21 protein-coding genes and 1 pseudogene are annotated in these 21,557 nt (G+C 33.2%); 6 read left to right on the forward strand and 16 right to left on the reverse strand.

All coding sequences use genetic code 11. The annotated features are described in order from the left end of the window. Positions 1-427: 427 nt before the first annotated feature. Entirely contained in the window at positions 428-1,093 is a 666-nt protein-coding gene (locus tag AC3ASS_RS05415; RefSeq protein ID WP_488282497.1) for a YkyA family protein, read from the reverse strand. A 198-nt stretch (positions 1,094-1,291) separates the two neighbouring features. On the opposite strand from AC3ASS_RS05415, the gene def reads away from it, so the two are divergent. Beyond that, on the forward strand, positions 1,292-1,843 hold the full coding sequence (gene def, locus AC3ASS_RS05420) for a peptide deformylase (protein ID WP_488282498.1): 552 nt from the start codon (positions 1,292-1,294) through the stop codon (positions 1,841-1,843). A gap of 37 nt (positions 1,844-1,880) precedes the next feature. Here the strand turns inward: def and AC3ASS_RS05425 are convergent, their stop codons facing one another. Next, positions 1,881-2,651, reverse strand: coding sequence for a Cof-type HAD-IIB family hydrolase (locus AC3ASS_RS05425; protein WP_488282499.1), 771 nt, complete (start codon positions 2,649-2,651; stop codon positions 1,881-1,883). A 375-nt stretch (positions 2,652-3,026) separates the two neighbouring features. On the opposite strand from AC3ASS_RS05425, the gene AC3ASS_RS05430 reads away from it, so the two are divergent. Beyond that, positions 3,027-3,233 (forward strand): DNA-dependent RNA polymerase subunit epsilon, encoded by a 207-nt coding sequence (locus AC3ASS_RS05430; RefSeq protein WP_488282500.1) that lies wholly within the window; start codon positions 3,027-3,029, stop codon positions 3,231-3,233. Between the two features lie 6 nt (positions 3,234-3,239). Further along, a complete protein-coding gene (rnjA, locus tag AC3ASS_RS05435) occupies positions 3,240-4,907 on the forward strand; it encodes a ribonuclease J1 (RefSeq protein ID WP_488282501.1) in 1,668 nt (555 codons plus the stop codon). A gap of 139 nt (positions 4,908-5,046) precedes the next feature. Here rnjA and AC3ASS_RS05440 read toward each other — a convergent pair whose 3' ends face one another. From AC3ASS_RS05440 to AC3ASS_RS05465, 6 genes are all read right to left on the reverse strand, one after another. Then, positions 5,047-5,706, reverse strand: coding sequence for a potassium channel family protein (locus AC3ASS_RS05440; RefSeq protein ID WP_488282502.1), 660 nt, complete (start codon positions 5,704-5,706; stop codon positions 5,047-5,049). 56 nt (positions 5,707-5,762) lie between these two features. Beyond that, the gene (locus AC3ASS_RS05445) at positions 5,763-6,659 is read right to left on the reverse strand and encodes a DUF4349 domain-containing protein (protein ID WP_488282503.1); all 897 of its coding nucleotides are present in this window, start codon (positions 6,657-6,659) and stop codon (positions 5,763-5,765) included. 99 nt (positions 6,660-6,758) lie between these two features. Beyond that, positions 6,759-8,585: an ABC transporter ATP-binding protein gene (locus AC3ASS_RS05450; protein ID WP_488282504.1), complete on the reverse strand. Its 1,827-nt coding sequence runs from the start codon at positions 8,583-8,585 to the stop codon at positions 6,759-6,761. A 4-nt stretch (positions 8,586-8,589) separates the two neighbouring features. Further along, a complete protein-coding gene (locus AC3ASS_RS05455; RefSeq protein WP_488282505.1) occupies positions 8,590-10,344 on the reverse strand; it encodes an ABC transporter ATP-binding protein in 1,755 nt (584 codons plus the stop codon). A gap of 760 nt (positions 10,345-11,104) precedes the next feature. Beyond that, entirely contained in the window at positions 11,105-11,560 is a 456-nt protein-coding gene (locus AC3ASS_RS05460) for a TlpA family protein disulfide reductase (RefSeq protein WP_488282506.1), read from the reverse strand. A gap of 74 nt (positions 11,561-11,634) precedes the next feature. Continuing rightward, entirely contained in the window at positions 11,635-12,183 is a 549-nt protein-coding gene (locus tag AC3ASS_RS05465) for a peroxiredoxin (protein WP_488282507.1), read from the reverse strand. A 464-nt stretch (positions 12,184-12,647) separates the two neighbouring features. On the opposite strand from AC3ASS_RS05465, the gene AC3ASS_RS05470 reads away from it, so the two are divergent. After that, positions 12,648-13,052, forward strand: a complete 405-nt coding sequence (locus tag AC3ASS_RS05470) for a globin domain-containing protein (protein WP_488282508.1) — start codon at positions 12,648-12,650, stop codon at positions 13,050-13,052. Between the two features lie 91 nt (positions 13,053-13,143). Here AC3ASS_RS05470 and AC3ASS_RS05475 read toward each other — a convergent pair. Both AC3ASS_RS05475 and AC3ASS_RS05480 read right to left on the reverse strand, forming a co-directional pair. After that, positions 13,144-13,609, reverse strand: a pseudogene (locus tag AC3ASS_RS05475) (GNAT family N-acetyltransferase). A gap of 270 nt (positions 13,610-13,879) precedes the next feature. Further along, on the reverse strand, positions 13,880-14,128 hold the full coding sequence (locus AC3ASS_RS05480; RefSeq protein WP_488282509.1) for a DoxX family protein: 249 nt from the start codon (positions 14,126-14,128) through the stop codon (positions 13,880-13,882). A 223-nt stretch (positions 14,129-14,351) separates the two neighbouring features. Between AC3ASS_RS05480 and AC3ASS_RS05485 the strand changes: the two genes are divergently transcribed. Further along, entirely contained in the window at positions 14,352-15,281 is a 930-nt protein-coding gene (locus tag AC3ASS_RS05485; protein WP_488282510.1) for an ABC transporter ATP-binding protein, read from the forward strand. 1 nt (position 15,282) lies between these two features. After that, positions 15,283-16,392, forward strand: coding sequence for an ABC transporter permease (locus AC3ASS_RS05490; protein WP_488282511.1), 1,110 nt, complete (start codon positions 15,283-15,285; stop codon positions 16,390-16,392). Positions 16,393-16,697: 305 nt separating this feature from the next. Here the strand turns inward: AC3ASS_RS05490 and AC3ASS_RS05495 are convergent, their stop codons facing one another. The 6 genes from AC3ASS_RS05495 to AC3ASS_RS05520 all read right to left on the reverse strand — a co-directional run bounded on the left by AC3ASS_RS05495 (position 16,698) and on the right by AC3ASS_RS05520 (position 21,332). Further along, a complete protein-coding gene (locus AC3ASS_RS05495) occupies positions 16,698-17,831 on the reverse strand; it encodes an N-acetyldiaminopimelate deacetylase (RefSeq protein WP_488282512.1) in 1,134 nt (377 codons plus the stop codon). A gap of 56 nt (positions 17,832-17,887) precedes the next feature. After that, positions 17,888-18,598 carry a 2,3,4,5-tetrahydropyridine-2,6-dicarboxylate N-acetyltransferase gene (gene dapD, locus AC3ASS_RS05500; protein WP_488282513.1) on the reverse strand — a complete coding sequence of 237 codons (711 nt, stop codon included), beginning with the start codon at positions 18,596-18,598 and terminating at the stop codon, positions 17,888-17,890. A gap of 67 nt (positions 18,599-18,665) precedes the next feature. Next, a complete protein-coding gene (gene ccpC, locus AC3ASS_RS05505) occupies positions 18,666-19,544 on the reverse strand; it encodes a transcriptional regulator CcpC (RefSeq protein ID WP_488282514.1) in 879 nt (292 codons plus the stop codon). A gap of 139 nt (positions 19,545-19,683) precedes the next feature. Then, positions 19,684-20,136, reverse strand: a complete 453-nt coding sequence (cbpB, locus tag AC3ASS_RS05510; protein WP_488282515.1) for a cyclic-di-AMP-binding protein CbpB — start codon at positions 20,134-20,136, stop codon at positions 19,684-19,686. A 213-nt stretch (positions 20,137-20,349) separates the two neighbouring features. Continuing rightward, the gene (locus AC3ASS_RS05515) at positions 20,350-20,592 is read right to left on the reverse strand and encodes a DUF1797 family protein (protein ID WP_488282516.1); all 243 of its coding nucleotides are present in this window, start codon (positions 20,590-20,592) and stop codon (positions 20,350-20,352) included. Between the two features lie 125 nt (positions 20,593-20,717). After that, complete coding sequence (locus AC3ASS_RS05520; RefSeq protein ID WP_488282517.1) at positions 20,718-21,332, reverse strand: DUF3993 domain-containing protein; 615 nt, start codon at positions 21,330-21,332, stop codon at positions 20,718-20,720. Positions 21,333-21,557: the final 225 nt, after the last annotated feature.

The raw sequence follows: 21,557 nt of genomic DNA on the forward strand, positions 1-21,557 counted from the left end.
TAATCATCATCATTATTTGTTAAATGACATAAAGTAAAACATAGCAGCAATGGATTCTATTAGTAATAGTTTCCATATGGATGTACCTTTAACAAAAATCAATCTGTACTAATAAATATTAATACTTAACTAATACAACAACAGTTTACACCATTTCGTTGAATAGCGTCAACGAAATCGTTTATACTAGGTAAATACCAACATTTTTTATATATGATAAAACTTCTTCACATTAAACTGTACTACTTATTTTGTTTCTTCTGTATTATAAACACCTTTCCTTTTCGAGATCTGTTATAGTGTAGTTGTCAAGAGGAAAATTATTTTAATAAAGGAAAAACTACATTCCTTAATGTAATTTTCATATACAAAAAAATAATGAGTTTTTTCGAAGATAACAAAAAAATCTGCCATAAAGGCAGTTGAACTATTTTTCAAATTCAACATCTAATTTTGATTGCTTATAAAATTCCATCTTTTCTTGGTTATATTGGTTTGTTGAATCATTAAACAATTGATTGACTTCAATCACTTCTTCATATGTTTTGTTAATTTTTTCGATTTGATCTTGAAGTTCTTTCATCGACATTTCTTTATTCTTTAACATTTCGTACAGCTGGCGATCGTAAGACAAACCTTCCATATATTTTTCAAATAATTGTTCATGAGCCTCATAACGTTTCATCATTGTATCATAGAGTTTTTCTCCTAGTTTTTTGGTTTTGTCATCTTCTATTTCACTTATGATTGGTTCTATCTTAACAAATGCCTCTTTCGCTAATAAAATACTATTATTTTCCTTTTCCATTAACTCTTTTCGTTTATCAACAATTTCAATGGCTTTATTGGATAATTCAACAATCTTATCATACTCTTTCATTCCTAACGAAATGATTTGGTCATAGAGTGCTTTTTCTTCATTTTCCAAATCCAATAATGGTTTTTGTTGATCTTCAAATACTTCTTCCAACTTGACGACATTTTCCAAAATTTCATAAATCTTTTCTTCAGGAGTTTGACGATTAAAACAGCCAGTTAGAACAAATATTGCTATGATTACTACTGTTAATAAAAACTTTTTTATCTTATTCACCGTTCATCCCCCAATCCTCTTCATCTTCTACTATATCGATACAGGCTGTTTTTGGCAATACATGTAAAGCATTGCTTGTCCCATTACAGTATCAGATTCAGTTGAATGAAAAAATATGTCCATATATTGAAATCATTTATTAATGTTGTTTAATTTGATAGACTATTTTCAGAACTATGTATGAAGGGGAATGAAAATATGATTACAATGAAAGATATTATTCGGGACGGACATCCAACATTAAGAAAAGTAGCCGAAGAAGTCACACTTCCGCCGAGTGAGGAAGATAAAAAAATTTTAATGAGTCTACTTGAATATGTTAAAAACAGTCAAGATCCTGAAATCGCTGAAAAATATAAACTTCGACCAGGAGTTGGTTTAGCGGCTCCACAAATTAATGTATCAAAACGAATGATTGCTGTTCATACAGTAGATGAATCAGGAAAATTATATAGCTATGCTCTTTTTAACCCAAAAATTATTAGTCATTCGGTTGAAAAAGCGTACTTAACTTCCGGTGAAGGATGCCTATCAGTAGATGAACCAATTCCGGGATACGTCCCTAGATATGCAAGAATTACGGTCAAGGCTTATGATCTAAATGGTGATGAAGTTAAATTAAAACTTAAAGGTTATCCAGCTATTGTTTTTCAACATGAAATTGATCATTTAAACGGGATTATGTTTTATGACCATATCGACAAAAATGATCCATTTAAAAAAATTGATGGTATTCCAATTGAAAGATAAAAATGAAAAGTGCGGACTTCCCGCACTTTTCACTCCATTATATAAGACTCAGCGTCTTCAACGCATGATATATTCCCTCTTCACTCACATCTTTTGTAACTAGCTCACTGACTTTTTTTGCTTGTTCACAACCGTTCCCCATTGCTACTCCATAACCAACTGTTTGAAGCATTTCTACATCATTTAATCCATCTCCAAATGCGATCACCTCTTCCATAGGAATGTTCAATTTTTCAATCATTTTTTTGATTCCTAATGCTTTAGAACCGCCTTTTGGTAAGACATCTAATGAATAACGATGCCAACGTATGAACTCAAAACGATCATAATTTTTTCGATAATAAGATTCATCTTTTTCTTCACAAAATAATAGCGATTGGTAAATTTCATGGTTTAAATAATACTCAGGTTCTACATCAGGATAAGGGAAATGAAGAGTATCTAAGCTTTCGTGAATCATCTTATTTTTCTCATGGCTTGCTTTCATCGTTTGATGAGTTAAATATACTAACGCATGTCCTCTTTCGCCGCTATCTTTATTCAATTGATGTAATAATTGTTGGTTTAATGGCTGTTTATAAATCACCTGATTTTCAAAAACAACATATTGTCCATTTAGACTTACATAAGAGTCAATATCCAACTCCTGTCGAATCCAATCAAACATAAATGGCGCTCTTCCTGTTGCTATTGCTACAAAAATCCCGTTCTTTTTCAGCTGTTCAATGGCAAACTTAGTACTGGAAGGAATCTTTTTCTCATGATCCAGCAATGTTCCGTCAATATCAAAAAATATCATTTTACTCATGTCTAAAACTCCTTAAGATAAAATTACCCTTTATTATCATAACATTTCCATCAATAACCACGAAATAGAATAGGACAATTTTCATATAATATGAACAAACGAAAATCTTTACATTGGACGAGGATTCCTTTTAAAATATAAGTACAAGGAGGTCATCCACAATGTTTAAGAAGCTTCGGAAAAAGCTAATCAAACAGTGGAGAGATATTCTAAGAAAGAAACAAATTGCCTAATATTTAAACCCCTTCTATTTCAGAAGGGTTTATTCTTTATTAGCGTGCTTCTTGCATTTTATTTAATGCTTGATGAAATAGTAGAAAATTTTAGTTATAATAGAAAAAGTTATAAAAACGGTACAAGGAGAGAGATTGAACAATGATTTTTAAAGTTTACTACCAAGAAAATAAAGTACAAGTTCCTGTAAGGGAAAGAACGAAATCTTTATACATTGAAGCGGAGTCTGAAAAAGAGGTTCGTGAAAAATTATCCGATACGCCATATAATATCGAGCATATACAACCTTTGGACGGTGCATATTTAGAGTATGAACAAAATCAAGAAAATTTTAAATTGATGGGGTAGAATAATATGAAATTTTTAAAAAATAATCAAACGGCAGTTTTTGCACTAGGCGGACTGGGTGAAATCGGAAAAAATACATATGCTGTTCAATATCAAGATGAAATTATTGTCATTGATGCCGGAATCAAATTCCCTGAAGAAGAATTACTTGGAATTGATTATGTCATTCCTGATTACACCTATTTGGTTAAAAATGTGGAAAAGATTAAAGGCCTGTTCATCACGCATGGGCACGAAGATCATATCGGAGGAATACCATATTTATTAAGGGAAATTAACATTCCTATTTATGGTGGAAAATTAGCCCTTGGGTTAATAAAGAATAAGTTAGAAGAACACGGCTTACTAAGACAAGCAAAACTACATGAAATTAAAGAGGATGACATAATTCAATTTGAACATACTGCTGTTACATTTTTTAGAACAACCCACAGTATTCCAGATTCATACGGGATTGTAGTGAAAACCCCTTCCGGAAATATCGTACATACAGGAGACTTTAAATTTGATTTTACTCCTGTTGGGGAACCAGCAAATTTAACGAAAATGGCGGAAATCGGAAAAGAAGGTGTTCTTTGTCTTCTTTCGGACAGTACAAATAGTGAAATTCCTGAATTCACCATGTCTGAACGGAAAGTTGGGGAAAGCATTCACGATATTTTTAGAAAAGTGGACGGAAGAATCATTTTTGCTACGTTTGCATCAAACATTCATCGTCTCCAACAAGTAACCGAAGCGGCTGTTAAAAACGGTAGAAAAATTGCCGTATTTGGACGAAGCATGGATGCAGCCATTGAGATTGGACAAGAACTAGGATATATTAAATGTCCAAAAGACACGTTTATTGATGCTCATCAATTAAATCGATTACCGGCTAATCAAGTCGTTATTTTATGTACCGGTAGTCAAGGAGAACCAATGGCGGCGTTATCACGTATTGCCAACGGAACACATCGACAAATTCAAATAATCCCTGGAGATACGGTTGTCTTTTCATCTTCTCCAATCCCTGGCAATACCATTAGTGTCAATCGTACGATTAATATGTTATATCGTGCTGGAGCTGAAGTTATTCACGGTTCTTTGAATGATATTCATACTTCTGGTCATGGTGGACAAGAAGAACAAAAATTGATGATTCGCTTAATGAAACCAAAATTCTTTATGCCTATCCACGGTGAATACCGGATGCAAATTACTCACGCAAAACTAGCACAAGATTGCGGGGTTTTAGAAGAAAACTGCTTTATTATGGATAATGGAGAAGTATTAGCATTAACCGAAGATTCTGCAGAGATTGCTGGAAAAATTCCTTCAGGTTCTGTTTACATTGATGGTAGCGGTATCGGTGATATTGGAAATATCGTATTAAGAGATCGAAAAATTTTATCCGAAGAAGGACTTGTCATTGTTGTTGTAAGCATCAATATGAAGGAATTTAAAATTGCCGCAGGTCCTGATATTATTTCTCGTGGATTTGTTTATATGAGAGAATCCGGTGATTTAATCAATGAAGCACAAGCTCTCATTGCTAAACATTTAAGCAAAGTTATGGAAAGAAGAACTAATCAATGGTCTGAAATTAAAAATGAAATTACGGATATTTTAGCTCCTTTCCTATATGAAAAAACAAAACGTCGGCCAATGATTTTACCAATTATTATGGAAGTTTGATACTATAAAGCTCTCTCTTCTTATGAAGAGAGAGCTTTTATTATAGTCTATGAAATTATTATTACGCCCGTGTTTCCTTTTTCTCAGTGCAGGAGTGCCTCCCGTTCGTACGCCACTAAACGCTCGCCTCCGCTTTTCTTTATTCCATTACTTTTTTTTGGAAGCGGTCAATGTCGTTATCAGCGCCGATGACAATTAATATATCATTTTTTTGAATGACTTCTGTTGCTTGTGGAGAAATGATAATGTCTTTTCCTCTCTTAATTCCGACGATGTTGATTCCGTATTTTTTACGAATATCTAACTCTAATATCGATCGTCCGTCAATGGAATCGTTCGCCATAATCTCTACAATACTATGCTGATCCGAAAGCTCTAAATAATCTAATACATTTTTTGAAAGAATATGATGAGCTAATCTTTTCCCCATATCCCTCTCAGGGTGAACAACATGATTCACACCAATTTTTCTTAATACTTTTTCATGGTAATCATTTTGAGCTTTTACGGTTATATTTTTCACACCAAGCTCCTTTAAAATAATCGCCGTAAGGATACTTGCTTGAATATTATCACCAATGGCAACGATGACGTGATCAAAATTGCGTATTCCTAAACTTTTTAATACGGCTTCATCCGTCGTATCCCCAATAACGGCATGGGAGGCGATAGGAGCAAATTCATTGACACGATCTTCATCCACATCAATCGCTAAAACTTCCGCTCCTTCTTCAATGAGTGTTCGACAAATACTACCTCCAAATCGACCTAATCCGATGACAGCAAATACTTTTTTCACAGTTATCACTCCATGTATAAACCTATGCCTCCATTTTACCACACAATTATTTAGTATTAATTTTGTTCTTCAGGTACTTTTTTGTTTTTTCGTTTTTTCTTCACTATGACAAATAAGACAACCGCTAATATCCCTCCAAATAAGAGAATTATAGGTGAATTCCCAACAATTATAACGAATATCATTGAAAAAAATTGGAGCACACCATTTATACTTGTAATAAATTGTTTCTTTGTCTTTTCCCACGTATTGAATTCGTGCTGGATTTTTGAACCATCTGATTCATACATAACGATAGATAAAGTAGCTAGATCTACACGATTGTCAATATATTTCATTCTTCCTTGTATTGTTTCAATTTCCTCTTGAACTTTAGCAAGGCTTTCAGATATTTTTAATAAATCTTCTGTATCCTTAGCATTTTTCATTAATTCCAATAAACGGCTTTCGACTACTTGCTTTGATTTTAATCTCGACTCTAAATCCACATACTCTTCTGTTACATCTTGACCATTCATCTCTCTTTTTATGAGGTGATTAGCTTTCTCTTCTAATGTATCCATGAATTGTTGCAAATTTTCGGATGGAATTCGAACGGTATAAAATCCTTTCAACGGTTCTTTTTCTACTTTTTCCACGTTCGAATAGACGATATATCCATTGTTTTTTGATAAAAACTCATTTAGCCATCTTTCCATACTTACTAAGTCGTTTACTTCGATTTCCATATTACCTTCATAAATGACCTTCTGATTAAGTGTTTCTAGTTGGTCTTTGCTCGCAACCATTAATTTTCTTTCTATATCAATACTTTGATCTTCTGCTACTTTTCCTTGTTCAAAACTTCCAATTTGTTTTCCTTTTTCCTCTTTAGTTTCAATAGTATTGTTGCTACATGAGATTAGAAGGAATGAAAGAATGAACAGCGAAGTCACGATCACGATTTTTCTCAACGGTATCCCTACCTTCTTTTTATTATTTTAGACGAAAGAGGGATAGAAAGGTTTCTGATACACAAAAAAAGTTGCCCTAAAATCGGACAACTTTTGCAATTATTCATTTAACATTTGGAATTGTGTTGTTACTAAATGATAATATTCACCTTTTTGCTTCATTAATTCATCGTGGTTGCCTTGTTCGATTATATTTCCATGATCTAATACGAAAATATGATCCGCTTCACGAATCGTAGATAAACGGTGAGCGATGATGATGGATGTTCTTCCTTTTAATAACTTCTTCAATGCTTCTTGTATTTTAACTTCCGTTTCTGTATCTATGCTAGCGGTTGCTTCATCTAAAATTAAAATTCTTGGGTCCGCAAGTAATGCACGTGCAAAAGATAAAAGTTGACGTTGTCCTACCGATAGTATATTTCCTCGTTCTTCAACTTCAGTAAAATATCCATTAGGTAGTTTTTCAATAAACGCATGAGCACCAATCGCTTTTGCTGCTTCCATTACTTCTTCGTCCGTAGCATCTGGCCTTCCGAAACGAATATTCTCCATGATCGTACCCGAAAAAATAAATGTATCTTGTAAAACAATACTAATATTTCTTCTTAAACTTTTGATGGATACATCTCGTAAATCATGACCATCTACTTTTACCGAACCGCTAGTCGGATCGTAAAATCGGCTTATTAAATTGGCTATCGTCGTTTTTCCACTCCCGGTATGGCCAACAAGTGCAACCGATTGCCCTTCTTTTATTTCAAGGCTTACTCCATTTAACGCCGTTCTTTTATCATCATAGGAGAAGACAACGTTATCAAATTGAATATGACCTTTTACATCTCCTAAATCAACTGCTTTTTCTTTTTCGGAAACGATCGGTTTTTCATCTAAAAATTCAAAAATTCTTTCTGAAGAAGCCATTCCCATTAATAATTGATTATACACTTGCCCAAGTCTTGAAATTGGTTCCCAGAACATTCCAAGATAAAAAGCAAATGAAACAAATACTCCAATTCCAATTGTTCCGTTAGAAATAAGATGAGCACCGTACCAGATGAGAACAGCGGTACCTAAAGCATTTGTCAACTCTACTAATGGACGAAAAGTAGCATTTTTCTTCGTTGCGATTCTCCATGACTCGAATGTTTCATGATTGATGCCGTCAAAGAAAGCCATATTTTCACGTTCTTGTGTAAAAGATTGGGTCACGCGAATTCCTTGAATGCTTTCATTTAAATGTGAGTTTAATTTTGATTGTTTGATCCGAACATCTTGCCAAGAGCGGCGAATATTCCTTCTTAATTTCGTTGTTATAAAGAACATTAATGGTAAAACAACCATTACTGCCAATGTCAATTCAGGACTTAAAGTAAACAAAATGATAAAAATCCCAATTAACATAACGATATCCATAAGAAGATTTATGACACCATTCGTAAAAAGTTCTTGTAGTGAGTTGATGTCATTCATGATACGAACTAAAATCGATCCGGCAGACCTTGAATCAAAGAATCGATGAGATAAACCTTGCACATGAGTAAATAAATGTTTACGTAAATCATAAATAACGTTTTGGCCAAGTTGATTCATCCATTTAATTCGGAAATAGTTCGCCACATATGATATAACATATAAGCTTCCAATAACTGCTACTAAAGTGATTAAAAGATTCGTATCTTTTTCAACAATCGCTTTTTCCAGTGTATATACCCCGATTAAGATTGGTATGACTAAACGAACGGCTGTTGAAAGCATCACCATGATAATAGAAGCGGGCAACAAATTTTTTGAATAAGGTTTCATATAAGTTAATAGTCTCATCATTTGTTTCCAGTTAAAAGGTTTTTCTATCGCTGAATCTTGTGAATAATGAAACCTTTTTAAAACGTTTGGGTTAATTTTCTTTTTATTTGCGATTTCCATGCTTTCACCCCATTTGCGACTGAAGAAGGATTTTTTGATCTTTGTATTGAATGTCATATATCCGTTGATACGGACCATTGTTATGAATTAACTGTTCATGGACACCACGTTCGACGATTTTCCCTTCTTCTAATACGATTATTTCATCTGCATGTTTTAAAGATGATATGCGGTGTGCAATAATAAATGTCGTTCTTCCTTTCATAACTTCTTTTAGCGCTTTTTGAATTTGGAACTCTGTCTCCATATCCACTGCACTCGTCGCATCGTCCAATATTAAAATACTAGGGTTTAAACAAATAGCTCTTGCGATAGCAATTCTTTGTTTTTGTCCACCAGATAATCCCATTCCTCTTTCTCCAAGAAGGGTATCATATCCATCTGGAAGCTCCATAATAAAATCATGTGCTTGTGCTAGTTTTGCCGCTTGTATAATTTCATCCATGGTTGCATCAGGTCTACCGTAAGAAATATTAGCTTTGATTGTAGACGAAAATAGAAACGACTCTTGCAAAACAAAACCGATATTTTTCCTTAATGATGTGAGAGAATATTCTTTGATTGGAATACCATCAATGAGGATTTCTCCTTTTATTGGTTCATAAAAACGAGTAATTAGTTGAGTAATACTCGTTTTTCCCGCTCCTGTTGATCCAATCAAACCGATGACTTTTCCCGGCTGCGCTTCGAACGAGATATCTTGTAATGCCGCTTTTTCATCGGTTGGGTACTTCAATGTGACATTTTTAAACTCAACATGTCCTTGTAGTTTATCGCGATAAATAGGATATTCCTTTTCAACGATTTCATTTTGTTCCTCTAATATTTCAAGAAGACGTTCCCCTGAAGCTTTTGATTGTGAAAACATATTGATGACAAATCCCAAGTTCATAATTGGAAAAATAATATATCCAACTAAACTATAGAATGCGACAAGCTCCCCAGGTCGAATTTCATCATTTATAACAAGGTAACCACCATATGATAGTAAAAACACCACGCTTAAATTTCCGATAAACTCCATGAGAGGGAAATATTTCGCCCAAATGTTTGATGTAAAAATATAGTTCTTGCGATAATCGCCATTCGAACGATTAAATTTTGAAATTTCGAACTCTTCTCTTGATAAAGATTTAACCGTATTAATCCCACTAATATTCTCTTGAACATTTGTATTTAATTTTCCGAACGATTTTCGAATGCCTCGAAAAGCTGGATGTACTTTCTTTTCAAACTGATATACAGCTACAGCTAAAAATGGCATTGCTAGCATCGTAACAATTGTTAATGATATAGAATAATAGAACATAACGCTAACACTAATCGTAATTAATAAAAGGAAACGAATAAATTCCGCGATTCCAAATGATAAAAAGAAACGAAATCCCTCAACATCCGCCGTTAGTCGTGACATTAAGTCACCAGTTTTTGCATTATCATAATAGCGAAATGGCAAAAATTGAAGTTTTTCATATAAAGAGTTTCTTAGTTTATATACAGATGTAATTCCGAATAAATCTCCAGTATATTGATGAATAAATGTTGCTACCCCTTTAACAACCATTATGAGGATAAATCCAATCGATAAATATGGAATCCAATTAAATTGTTGATTTATGATTACTTCATCAATCGTCAATTGTAATATGATTGGATAAACGACTGTAATAAATGTTAGTAACAACATGAAAATGACCGATATGTAGAAATATTTTCGATACGGCCAATAAAACCTTTTTAACTTTTTAAAGGTTTCCATGCTCGACTCCCCCTCTTTGAAGTAAATTGACAAACGTATATTTAAATATAACGGTTTTCGAAATAAATTTCCACTATTTTATTTTACTTTTTTTTTATTTTTGAAAAGTTTGATAAATAGGATGATGAACATTCAGTAGGAGCCATTTAATATGACGGAAATTGAAGTTGATACACATGAAAGGTACTTTGTCAATGACTGGAGTTACATAATTTTACTTTTAGTTTTTAGCAAAGAATAGTTTAGTTCCTAGATTTTTCGATCACTTATTTAACAAATTTACTCTTGAATGTTCACTTGCAAATAAAATCAACTTAGTTGCAAGATTTATAAGAGACTTGCAAGTTCATATTCACAAGTTACAAATAATGTTTCGATAATTACAAATTTATCATTTTCACTTGCAAATACGATATTTTCTAGTTGCAAATAAAATTGAAAAGTTACAAGAATGATTCAAAAACTTTCAAATTCCATTAGCAGAGTTGCAAATATACATTCCATTGGTCAGGATTGGCTCAAGCCAATCCTTCCTTTTTGATAGAAAATCAACTTCGATTGTTCGACTTGCAAATAAATCAATACGACTTGCAAGATTTTTTAATCACTAGTTAGGAAGATTCATCCTCAAACGTTCAAGTTGCAAATAAAATAATAATTTTATTCTATAGCTTTCTTTCAACTACAATTCATAAAAAAATCCTGAACTAGATAAACATGCTTATCTAGTTCAGGAGCAATATTTTGAACTAATTAATAATTATTGTGCATTTTCCATTTCGTTTAATACACGATTTACACGTTTTTCTAACATTTTCATTCCACTGCCGCCTGCTTGGAAATGGCGTAAATTACCATCTTTATCAAATACATAGTAAGCAGGAACATATTGGTTTTCAAATGCATCAGTTAGTTTATGTTCACTGTCGACAAAAATTGGTTGTGTAATTCCGTGCTCTTGGGCAACTTTTTTAATTTCTTCTAAATCCAAATCATTTTCGGATCTTGGCATATGAACAGCAACTACATTTAATTTATCTTTGTATTGATCACGAAATTGATTAACTTGTGGCATTGCTTCTTTACACAAATGACAGCTAATGGACCAGAAATGAATTAATGTCGGTTTTTCGCCGACTAAATCATCTCTAGTTACTTCACCGTTTAACCATGCTGTTGCACCAGTAAGTTCTGGCATTGGTTCACGTAATTTCATGTGAAATCTCCTCCTGGGATAATATCGGAAAAAAGACCTAACATATCGTTAGGCCTCATTATTGAAAAGATACATTACACATTTAAAGTTTCTTGACCTGGTTTCCAGTTTGCAGGGCAAAGACCGCCTGTTTGTAATGCTTGAAGAACACGTAATGTTTCATCTACGTCACGACCGATGTTGTTATGGAAAACTGTTTGATACATGAGTTCGCCTTCTGGACTAATAATGAATAAACCGCGAAGAGCTACTCCTTCTTCCTCAATTAATACACCATACTCACGAGAAACAACATGGTTAGTATCAGCAGCTAATGGATATTTAATATCTCCAAGTCCGTTTTTGTCACGAGGAGTATTAATCCAAGCTAAGTGAGTATGAATAGTGTCAGTAGAAACTCCGATTACTTCTGCATCTAAGTCTTCAAACTCTTCGTAGCGATCACTCATTGCAGTAATTTCTGTTGGACATACAAATGTGAAATCCATTGGGTAGAAGAAAAGAACTGTCCACTTATCATTTTTCATATTTTCTTCTAAACTTACTTTCCCAAACTCTTTGTTAGGCATAACTGCTTCCATTTCAAAACGTGGAGCTTGTTTTCCTACCATACGCTCTGGCATTAAAAATCCCTCCATATGTAATTTTAATCGGGAAAAATTTTCCCTTTCGACATGAACTATTATAGGCATAATATTTTTTCTTTTCAACAAATGTAACTTAAAAAGACAAAAAGATAGAGATATGTATGCCCTACACATTGTTTTTCCCATATTTTTTACGAATTAAACGTGATCATGAACTTTTAAATTATTATTTCGAAAATTAAAAAAATTATGTAAATATAATACATATTTCGACAAACATATGCCGAAATGAAATCTTTCCAAAAATAATAAAACTACGACTGAAATGGAAGAGACCCATAAATGGATACTCCTGCCTTTATGTGAAGGAGCAAAACATTCTCATTTTAATATTTGTACTTAAGAAATGGAATTGTTCTTTAAGTGTGATATAAATCACGAGGCAAAAAAAGCAAACCATGTATAATGATTTTTAAATGATGGAAGGAGGTAAAAAAACCGTGAATGAGCCGGATATACAAGGTAGTCTATATGACCAAATAGGTGCGGAAAAGATAGATGAGCTAGTTAATCATTTTTATCCAAAAGTGTATGCGGATCCAGATTTAGCTCCGTTATTTAAAGGAGATATGGAAGAAATTAAACGGAAGCAAAAATTATTTTTGCCGCAGTTTTTAGGAGGTCCACCTTTATATAGTCAAGAATTTGGGTCGCCAATGATGAAGCTTCGTCATATGCCATTTAAAATTACTCCAAAAAGGGCAGAATGCTGGTTAAGATGCATGAAAGAAGCATTCCAAGAGGTAGGATTAGATAAACATCCTGCTGGTGAAGCCTTCTATGAAAGGCTGACTCGTGTGGCCGCTATTATGGTAAATACAGAAAATGAGGAAATAGAAAGCTGAATTTCGCGTTACAAATCAAACGATCAAAATGGAAAGGATAGATGTTTAAGTAAACTTCCTAACATCTATCCTTTTGCTATTTTAGTTTTCATTACAAATAGTAACTCATTATGATAAGTTCACCTTTTTTACCCATTTTCCGAACACCGTTATCAATAAATCCACATTTTTTGTATAGTTTCTGTGATACCACATTTTGTACATTAACGGCTAAAACAATTTCATTAATATCATTGAAGTTCACTTTCACAAATGGAGGTAATAACATTAATGCTTTTTTCGCATATCCCATCCCTTGGTATCGGAAATCGGTGGAAAACGCTCTTAATAATGGCATGAATATTATCGGAATAAGGTTTTACCCCTTCATTTTTATGTAATACAAAAAATGTAACAAGGTTTCCCTTTTCCAAGGCTAAAACAGAATAACGACTTGGATCCATATTGGATAAATGGATCCATTCTACGGGATGTCCAGTATAGCGGAGTTGTTCATCTGTTAATTCATAATTAATTATTTTATCCTTGTATTTCTCCTCATAAAAAACTAACTCCATATATTTCCTCCATACTACAAGAACATTCGTTCTAAATTATAACAATTTTACAAAAAAAAGAAACTCACATCTTAATTCCTTACCTAGTGGAAGTTTAGAGTGGGTAAAATCTTTCTTGCTAGTTTCTGTGTTATTTACATATATTGGAAAGGCATGGATGGATCAAGATGAATGTTCTTGATAGACAACAATCAATAAGACAAGCATAGCGATATCTAATTTAGCTTGGAAGAGAAAGTAGACTGGTATGAAGTATCGGTACTTTTGTGATTAAAATGTTCCAATTATTATGATGATTAGCGGAATACTTGCAAGTTTTACCCATTTATTGAAAGCTATTAATATGCCACAGACTATTTCTAGTAATGCAACAATATACAACGTTAGTTTCGTATAGAAAGTGCCTAAATTCATAAAATGATCGGCAATCTCCTCATTTAGTAATTTCTTTAATCCCGAAATGGTAAATATATAGGCAACAATATATCGTAGGATATTAGAAACTTTCCATTGATACATTTCCATCCCTCCTAAAACCAATGTATGCATATAATTGGACAAACAGTCATGAAACTACTTATTGAAGCATTATTTCGTATGAAAGTAAGCTTGGAGGTGAGTGTGTGGCTGAGGTAAGTAAAAATTCAATTAATTTAAAAAACTCAAAAAAAATGGTATTAAATATGGAATTTTCATATAAAATTAACTTTGTATGAATGGATAAGAAAGAGAGGATGAACAAATGCCGGTTTTAGAAGTGGAACATTTAAAAAAATCTTTTGGAAGTGTTCATGCTGTCCAAGACATTAGCTTTTCTGTTGAAGCTGGGGAAATTTTCACCATCATTGGTCCAAACGGGGCAGGAAAAACAACCACTTTGGAAATGATTGAAGGATTAGTAGAACCTGACCAAGGTGAAATACGTTTTGGGACATTAACTTGGGATAAAAATGCAGATGAAATCAAAATAAAAATAGGAGTTCAACCACAAACAAGTGCAATGTTTGATTTACTTACACCTGAAGAAAATTTAGATTTATTTGCTTCTTTTTATCCTAAAGCAAGGTCAACGAAAGAAATATTAGAAATGGTTAATTTAACAGATCATCGAAAAAAACAAGTGAAGAAACTTTCAGGGGGGCAACGTCAACGCTTAGCCATAGGATTAGCGATGATCAATGATCCAGAAATCATTTTCCTTGATGAACCTACAACTGGTCTTGATCCACAAGCCCGTCGCAATATTTGGGATATCATTTTTAAACTAAAAGAATTAGGAAAAACCACAATTTTAACAACACACTATATGGAAGAAGCACAAACATTAAGTGATAGGGTATGTATTGTGGATCAAGGGAAAGTAATTACTATTGACTCTCCAAAAGCGCTTATACAACAGTTAACAAAAGAACGAGAGATTTTAATAACTTTCCAAGATGGAGAGCTAGCAGCTAAGGATGCAGAAAAATATATCAACAATATATCTACTGTAGAAAAGGTGGAGCGAGATGGAGTATCCCTAAAACTTTGGACGAACAATCCGGAAGTTAGCTTATATGAATTATTTGGTTTTACAAAAGAAAAGAGATATCAAGTAGATCAAGTCTCCATTCACGAAATGAGTTTAGAGGATGTATTTATTGCTTATACGGGGAAAGAATGGAGGGATTAAAATGAAACAATTTATCGAAATGTTTAAAACTCAATTAAGGATGACATTACGTGAAAAACAATCATGGTTTTGGGGAATTTTCTTTCCGGTAATTTTAATGGTTATTTTTATGGTGATATTTAGCGGCAATTCAAATGAAGATTTTGAAGCGAAAGTTGTTTTTGTTCAAGAAGATGTGAATTCAGAATCAGAAATGATATTTAGTCAATTGAAAGAAGTTCCTGTATTTCAGATTGAGTCAGAAAATGTAACGAAAGAAAAAGCAGAAAAATTATTAAAAGAGAAAGAAATAGATGCGGCTATTGTTTTACCTGGAACAGAAAATAAAGGATCTTTTCTTTTAATGGTTAATAAAGAAGACGAGCAAAGTGTAACTACTCAGGCTGTACGGGGAATTTTAGATGAATATATTCAATCAACGAATCTTGCCATGGCCCAAGCTACTCCGACATACCGTTTAGATTTTGAAGCTATTTCCTCAGGAAAAGAAAATATTGAATATCAAGACTTTATTTTAACAGGGATGATTGCTCTATCTATAGCCCAAGGTGGATTGTTTGGCATGGTAGGTTTTGTGGAAATGCGAAGAAAAGGATTATTAAAACGTTTAAGAATGACTCCTGCAAATATGAGCATATTTGGATTTAGTGATATGATCATGCGAGTCATTTATGCAATTATCCAGCTTATCCTTTTAACTTTCATTGGTAGTGTTATCTTTGGAGCAAATCTCCATATAAATTTCATGAGCTTAATGATTGTCTTTTTATTAGGGGCTTTATCCTTTAATGCTATAGGTTATTTCATATCTTCCTATAGCAAAACAACGGAAGCATATATGGGAGTTGGAAATATTGCCAGTTTCCTTATGATGTTTTTAAGCGGGGTATTCTTTCCGGTTGAAACTATGCCAAGTTGGCTTCAACCAGTTTCCTATATTCTCCCACTAACTTATTTTGCGGAAGGCATTCGGGATTCAATGGTATATGGAGAAGGAATCCTTACAGGCAATTACTGGTTAGGTATTGGTGTATTAGTTGCATGGGGAATAATATCCTTTATTTTAGGTGCATTACTATATAGAAGAAAATCAATCGTTTCTACAAGATAATGTGAGAATAATGACTCTTCACGATGAACCTTCCCCGAATAGAGCACATGTATAAAAGGTAAACTCTAATCAAGGTTTTTGTATTGCAATCATAGTAATTAATCTAAAATAGATATAAGAAGATTTAAAAGTTCCTTTCACCTAACAATCCTTCTATATTAAGCAGATCATGTTATAAATAAAAAAATATTTATTTAGGTGTAATCATGGAAAATGACCTCGGTTCAGTATCGAGGTCATTTATTCGTTGCTCATGAATTTTTTCTACCATAAAATGGGGTATCGTGGATTTTAATAATGTATAGCTATCTATTTCTTTTACCTATTTTATTTATATATTCAATGATTACATCTATCCCCACTATTATACAATCTTCGTTCGGATTTAATTTTGCATGGTGTAATCCGTAATTAGAATCTGCTCCTAACCAAAACATAAAGCCTGGTATTTCTTTTAACATGTAACCAAAATCCTCACCTGTCATCGCTTCTTTACAATCGATGACCTTTGCTTTCTGTTGAGCAATAGTCATAAATTCTTCTGTTAATTTTGGATCATTGTATACTTGATAGTAATTGGCCCCATAATCAATCGTAGCCTTACAGTTAAAACCAATTTCTATTCCATTCACAATTGCTTCGATTCGTTCTTTGATAGTAATCATTGAACTTTCCGATAAGGTACGGATTGTTCCTTCAAGTCTAGCACTTTCTGCAATGATATTTTGTACATATCCACCGGTTATTTTCCCTATCGTAATAACAGCGCTATCAAGTGGATCCATATTTCTTGAAATGACCGTTTGTAATTGTGTAACAAGCATGCTGGCAACAACAACCATATCATTGGAACGATGAGGATAGGCAGCATGACCACCTGTTCCTTTTAAATCAATAAATAGTTCTGATGTATTAGCAAATAATAATCCTTTTTTACAAGCAATCGTACCAACAGGATATTCCGGGGCAATATGAAGAGCGAAAATTTGATCAGGTTTCCAATCGTTTAACTCATTGGATTGAAGCATCGGAAGTGCACCACCAGGCCCTTCTTCCGCCGGTTGGAAAATAAAAACGATATCATCATCAATGGGATGTTTGATTACATAAGTTAAAACTCCTAGAGCAATGCTCATATGTATATCGTGACCACAAGCATGCATCTTTCCGTTATGAATCGATTGAAATGAAAGACCGGTTTCTTCTGTAATAGGTAATCCATCGATATCAGCTCGATAACCAATAACTTTTGTTGGTTTATTCCCCTTTACTTTTACAATTAGACCGGTTTTCCATGTTCGTATTTCTAATCGATCCTTCGGCAAGCTTTCAATATAATTTAATAAATATCGTTGTGTTTTAAACTCTTCATAACCTAATTCAGGAATTTGATGCAGGTCTCGACGAATTTTTATAAACGTTTGTAGCCCTTCAAGCATTCATATTCTCCCCTTTTTGTAGCTAAAGTAGCGTGGAAATGATCCACGCTACTTGATTATAATTGACGGAGTTCTTGTTTAATCTCTGTTTTGGATTTCGTTTTTTCATCAATTTTTTTAATCACACGTGCTGGAGTTCCAGCAACCACTGTATATGGAGGTACGTCGTCTACCACAATTGCTCCTGCAGCAACAACAGCACCTTCCCCTACGGTCACACCTTCTAGCACAACAGCATTAGCACCGATTAAAACATTATCTTCAATAATCACCGGTTTAGCGGAAGGTGGTTCAATGACTCCGGCTAATACCGCTCCAGCACCAATATGGCAGTTTTTCCCTACTGTTGCTCGACCTCCTAAAACGGCATTCATATCAATCATTGTACCTTCACCAATGACCGCCCCAATGTTAATAACAGCACCCATCATGATTACAGCATTATCACCGATTTCTACTTGGTCACGAATTATTGCACCTGGTTCAATTCTTGCCTTAATGTTTTTTAAATTTAATAACGGAATAGCTGAATTCCTACGATCATTTTCAATGACATAATCTTCAATTTGATCTTTACATTCATTCAAAACTTCTTCGATTAGCGACCATTCACCAAATAAAATTGCAGTATCTTCATTCACAAATGCTTGAATATCTGAATGTAAAGAAACTCCTTTTAAACGACCTTTTATGTAAACCTTTACCGGAGTTGATTTTTTACTATTTTGAATAAAAGATATAATTTCATTTGCATCCATTTGTTTCATTTTCTTTCCTCCCATTATGTTGATTAGTCATACATTATCAAATCATTGCTAGTTAGACAATGGCTTATTAATCTTTCTTATATAAAAATTCTTTTATAATTTCAATAAATGCCTTCACTTGTTTTAACTGAAAAGAAGTTTCATAACCTAGAAGCCATGTATCTCGACCAATCGGTTCTCCTTTATCATCAAGTAAAGGGATTTTATAAATGTTTTCTTCTTCCCCATTTAAAGTAATTTCCGGAAGAATGGCATAGCCGATTCCGTTTAATGTCATTTGTTTACAAGTTTCAATTTGATCAACAATGATGGTACGCTTTGGAGTCATTTGAAATTGACGGTGCCACCAATCTTGAATTTCTTGATAATAATTTGAATCACTTTTAAATTGAATAAATGGACGATTGGTTTTTAAAATATCTTCGACTTTTTGAATTTCCCGGTCGACTAAATATAAGTGGTCTTTAAATAGATGAATTTTAACACCTTTCCAATCAGGTGTCCCTCGAATAATTCCAATTTGTCCTTGATCTTCGTATATTGCTTTTAATATTTCACTACTCCAACCGGTAATTAATGAAATTTTTGCATGGGGATATCGTTCGACAAATCTTTTTAATACTTGAGGCAACCAATTTTGTCCAACAATAGACGCACAGGCGATTTTTAATGTTCCGTGAACTTCTGATTCTAACGACTGGATTTCTTCTCGCACTTTTTCTTCCATTTCAATTACTTGTTTTGCAAACTTTACAACAATTTCTCCCACTGGGGTTAATGTCAAACCTTTTTGAGAACGAATAAATAGTTTTGCCCCCCACTCTTTCTCTATCGATTGCAGTCGTTGGGAAAGTGCTGGTTGGGAAACGAATAAGCGTTCAGCAGCTTTTCTCATATTCATCTCTTGGGCAAGAACGGATAATAGTTGAAATTCTGAAAAAGTCATCCCTTCACCTGCCTTATAAGATTTACTTATTACTTTTTGTATTTTTTATTATATTATATTTTCAAATTCCTGTGAATTTGTAGAGAGGTTGTCTATCTTATGAAGGAAAATTAAAAAAAGCCACACATTCGTGTGGATTTTATTCATATTGATGATTAATTTTTTGTAAATAACTATTTAGTTTTTTTAACATCGCTCTTCTAGTTAAAATTCCTTCAAAGATTCCTTTTTCATTTTCGACACATACAAACGGATGATTGATTAATGATTTCAATCCTTTACTAAAAGAATCGTAGATTTTTAATACTGGTGTCGTTTTATCGGAAACTTCTTCAACTTTAATCTGGTCAAGTTTTTCGAATTCAATTCTTTCTATTCCCATAATTGCATCCATGATTAATGGGGTGCTTATTAATCCGTGAAGTTTATATTTTGGATCCAATACAGGCACAGCTGTATAACCACTTTTTGATAAAACTAACAAGGCATGTTCTAAACTGTTACCTACTTGAACATGAGCAACACGTTCTGATGGAATTATTAATTCTTCAATGCTCCCTTTTAGCAACTCTCCCGTTTGAAGACTTATCATGGCGAAAACTCCCCATTTCCAAAATAACATTCGATTACATTTTAACATATTTCAATTTGATTTACTTGAAAAGTATTAAAAACTAAAGTAGAAATTTCGGAAATATCGTTATTATTATTTTATGCACGAATGCTGAAAAGTTTTTACGTTCGATAAAAAATTGCCCAAGCGGTACTGATGAACAATAAATGACAATAAAAAAGAAAGAACTACTTACTGTTCTTTCTCACTTTGCAATAAATCATATATTTCTATAGCCGTCATATCAATGTCATCAAATTGGTATGTACCATTTCCTCCTTGCACGTTAAAAATTTTTAGCTCATAAGATGAAGTATTTCGTATATAACTTACTTTACACTTCTTTTTCCCGTTTATCTCGAAATAACGTTCATTATTCTTCGGATCTTCTTGCAAATTTCGTAAGCGCTTCAATATTCCTTCTAACAACGACATTCTTGCTCCTCCTTAAAACTCATGAGATATTGTTATCTTTTTCAATGATAAGAATTTTATCCATCATGGATGTTACATCTTTTACTATATCTAACAACAAAAAAAGCTCCCCATTATAGGAAGCTTTATCTAATTAGTTTGAAAAATAAGCTAACGAATAATATTGGTTTTTCGTACAGTTTCTTTGCAATTCTCATCTTTGACTCATTTTGGCTATGAAGATTATTTTCTGGTTCCAATTTGTGAATGAAATCAATGATTTCTTTATGCTTTATTATTGAATGAATTTTCCAGCCCTCATCCTTTTTCACTAATTTTACCCCTTCATAAAGACCATTATGTTTTACCGGACCTAAAGTTTTTGGCGGAAAATATTCATAGACGATTACTTCATTATTGTTGACTTTTAACGTTTTTGTTTTTTCACTATATGAAAATAAAGGGATATAATAGACAGGATTATCTGTTCCAAGCACAAAATATTTGTCTTGAATAAAATAGACATGCTCTTGAAAAAATTTTTCTTTAAATTCATCCGTAAAATAAGGGCCTAAAAATTGAAATATCTCTTCTTTTGTTCCACTTTTCCCACCTATTCCCATTTGTGTGTCATAAGCATTTTGTATCATTAGAAACCAATATTCATTTTCGGAATTTGCCTTAACTACTTGAGCTTTGCTTACAATCATTAACGAGAAAAAAACGGCTATGACCATTATGACGGACCATATTTTTTTCACCGGATCTAATCCTTTCTTTTTTGTTTCTATGTAATATTTTAACACCGTTTAAACGGTTAAAAACGGACAATCGTTCGTAAAAATACGAGAGTAATTGACACATGAACGGAAATAAATAAAATTTTTTACCCATTATGACATATTGCTTGTAGAGTAGAAAACTGATTTCAAAGGGACAGCTCATGCTGTCTCTTTTACTCTCAGCTTCCCCTCATCAAACCGTAC

It is taken from the genome of Bacillus sp. JST-5 (genome assembly GCF_057747715.1).

Bases quoted from the DNA above. Each gene is read 5' to 3' on its own strand.
- def (WP_488282498.1), top strand. From the start codon at position 1,292: ATGATTACAATGAAAGATATTATTCGGGACGGACATCCAACATTAAGA.
- AC3ASS_RS05425 (WP_488282499.1), bottom strand. From the start codon at position 2,651: ATGAGTAAAATGATATTTTTTGATATTGACGGAACATTGCTGGATCAT.
- AC3ASS_RS05430 (WP_488282500.1), top strand. From the start codon at position 3,027: ATGATTTTTAAAGTTTACTACCAAGAAAATAAAGTACAAGTTCCTGTA.
- rnjA (WP_488282501.1), top strand. From the start codon at position 3,240: ATGAAATTTTTAAAAAATAATCAAACGGCAGTTTTTGCACTAGGCGGA.
- AC3ASS_RS05450 (WP_488282504.1), bottom strand. From the start codon at position 8,585: ATGGAAATCGCAAATAAAAAGAAAATTAACCCAAACGTTTTAAAAAGG.
- AC3ASS_RS05455 (WP_488282505.1), bottom strand. From the start codon at position 10,344: ATGGAAACCTTTAAAAAGTTAAAAAGGTTTTATTGGCCGTATCGAAAA.
- AC3ASS_RS05460 (WP_488282506.1), bottom strand. From the start codon at position 11,560: ATGAAATTACGTGAACCAATGCCAGAACTTACTGGTGCAACAGCATGG.
- AC3ASS_RS05465 (WP_488282507.1), bottom strand. From the start codon at position 12,183: ATGCCAGAGCGTATGGTAGGAAAACAAGCTCCACGTTTTGAAATGGAA.
- AC3ASS_RS05480 (WP_488282509.1), bottom strand. From the start codon at position 14,128: ATGTATCAATGGAAAGTTTCTAATATCCTACGATATATTGTTGCCTAT.
- AC3ASS_RS05485 (WP_488282510.1), top strand. From the start codon at position 14,352: ATGCCGGTTTTAGAAGTGGAACATTTAAAAAAATCTTTTGGAAGTGTT.
- AC3ASS_RS05490 (WP_488282511.1), top strand. From the start codon at position 15,283: ATGAAACAATTTATCGAAATGTTTAAAACTCAATTAAGGATGACATTA.
- AC3ASS_RS05495 (WP_488282512.1), bottom strand. From the start codon at position 17,831: ATGCTTGAAGGGCTACAAACGTTTATAAAAATTCGTCGAGACCTGCAT.
- dapD (WP_488282513.1), bottom strand. From the start codon at position 18,598: ATGAAACAAATGGATGCAAATGAAATTATATCTTTTATTCAAAATAGT.
- ccpC (WP_488282514.1), bottom strand. From the start codon at position 19,544: ATGACTTTTTCAGAATTTCAACTATTATCCGTTCTTGCCCAAGAGATG.
- cbpB (WP_488282515.1), bottom strand. From the start codon at position 20,136: ATGATAAGTCTTCAAACGGGAGAGTTGCTAAAAGGGAGCATTGAAGAA.
- AC3ASS_RS05515 (WP_488282516.1), bottom strand. From the start codon at position 20,592: ATGTCGTTGTTAGAAGGAATATTGAAGCGCTTACGAAATTTGCAAGAA.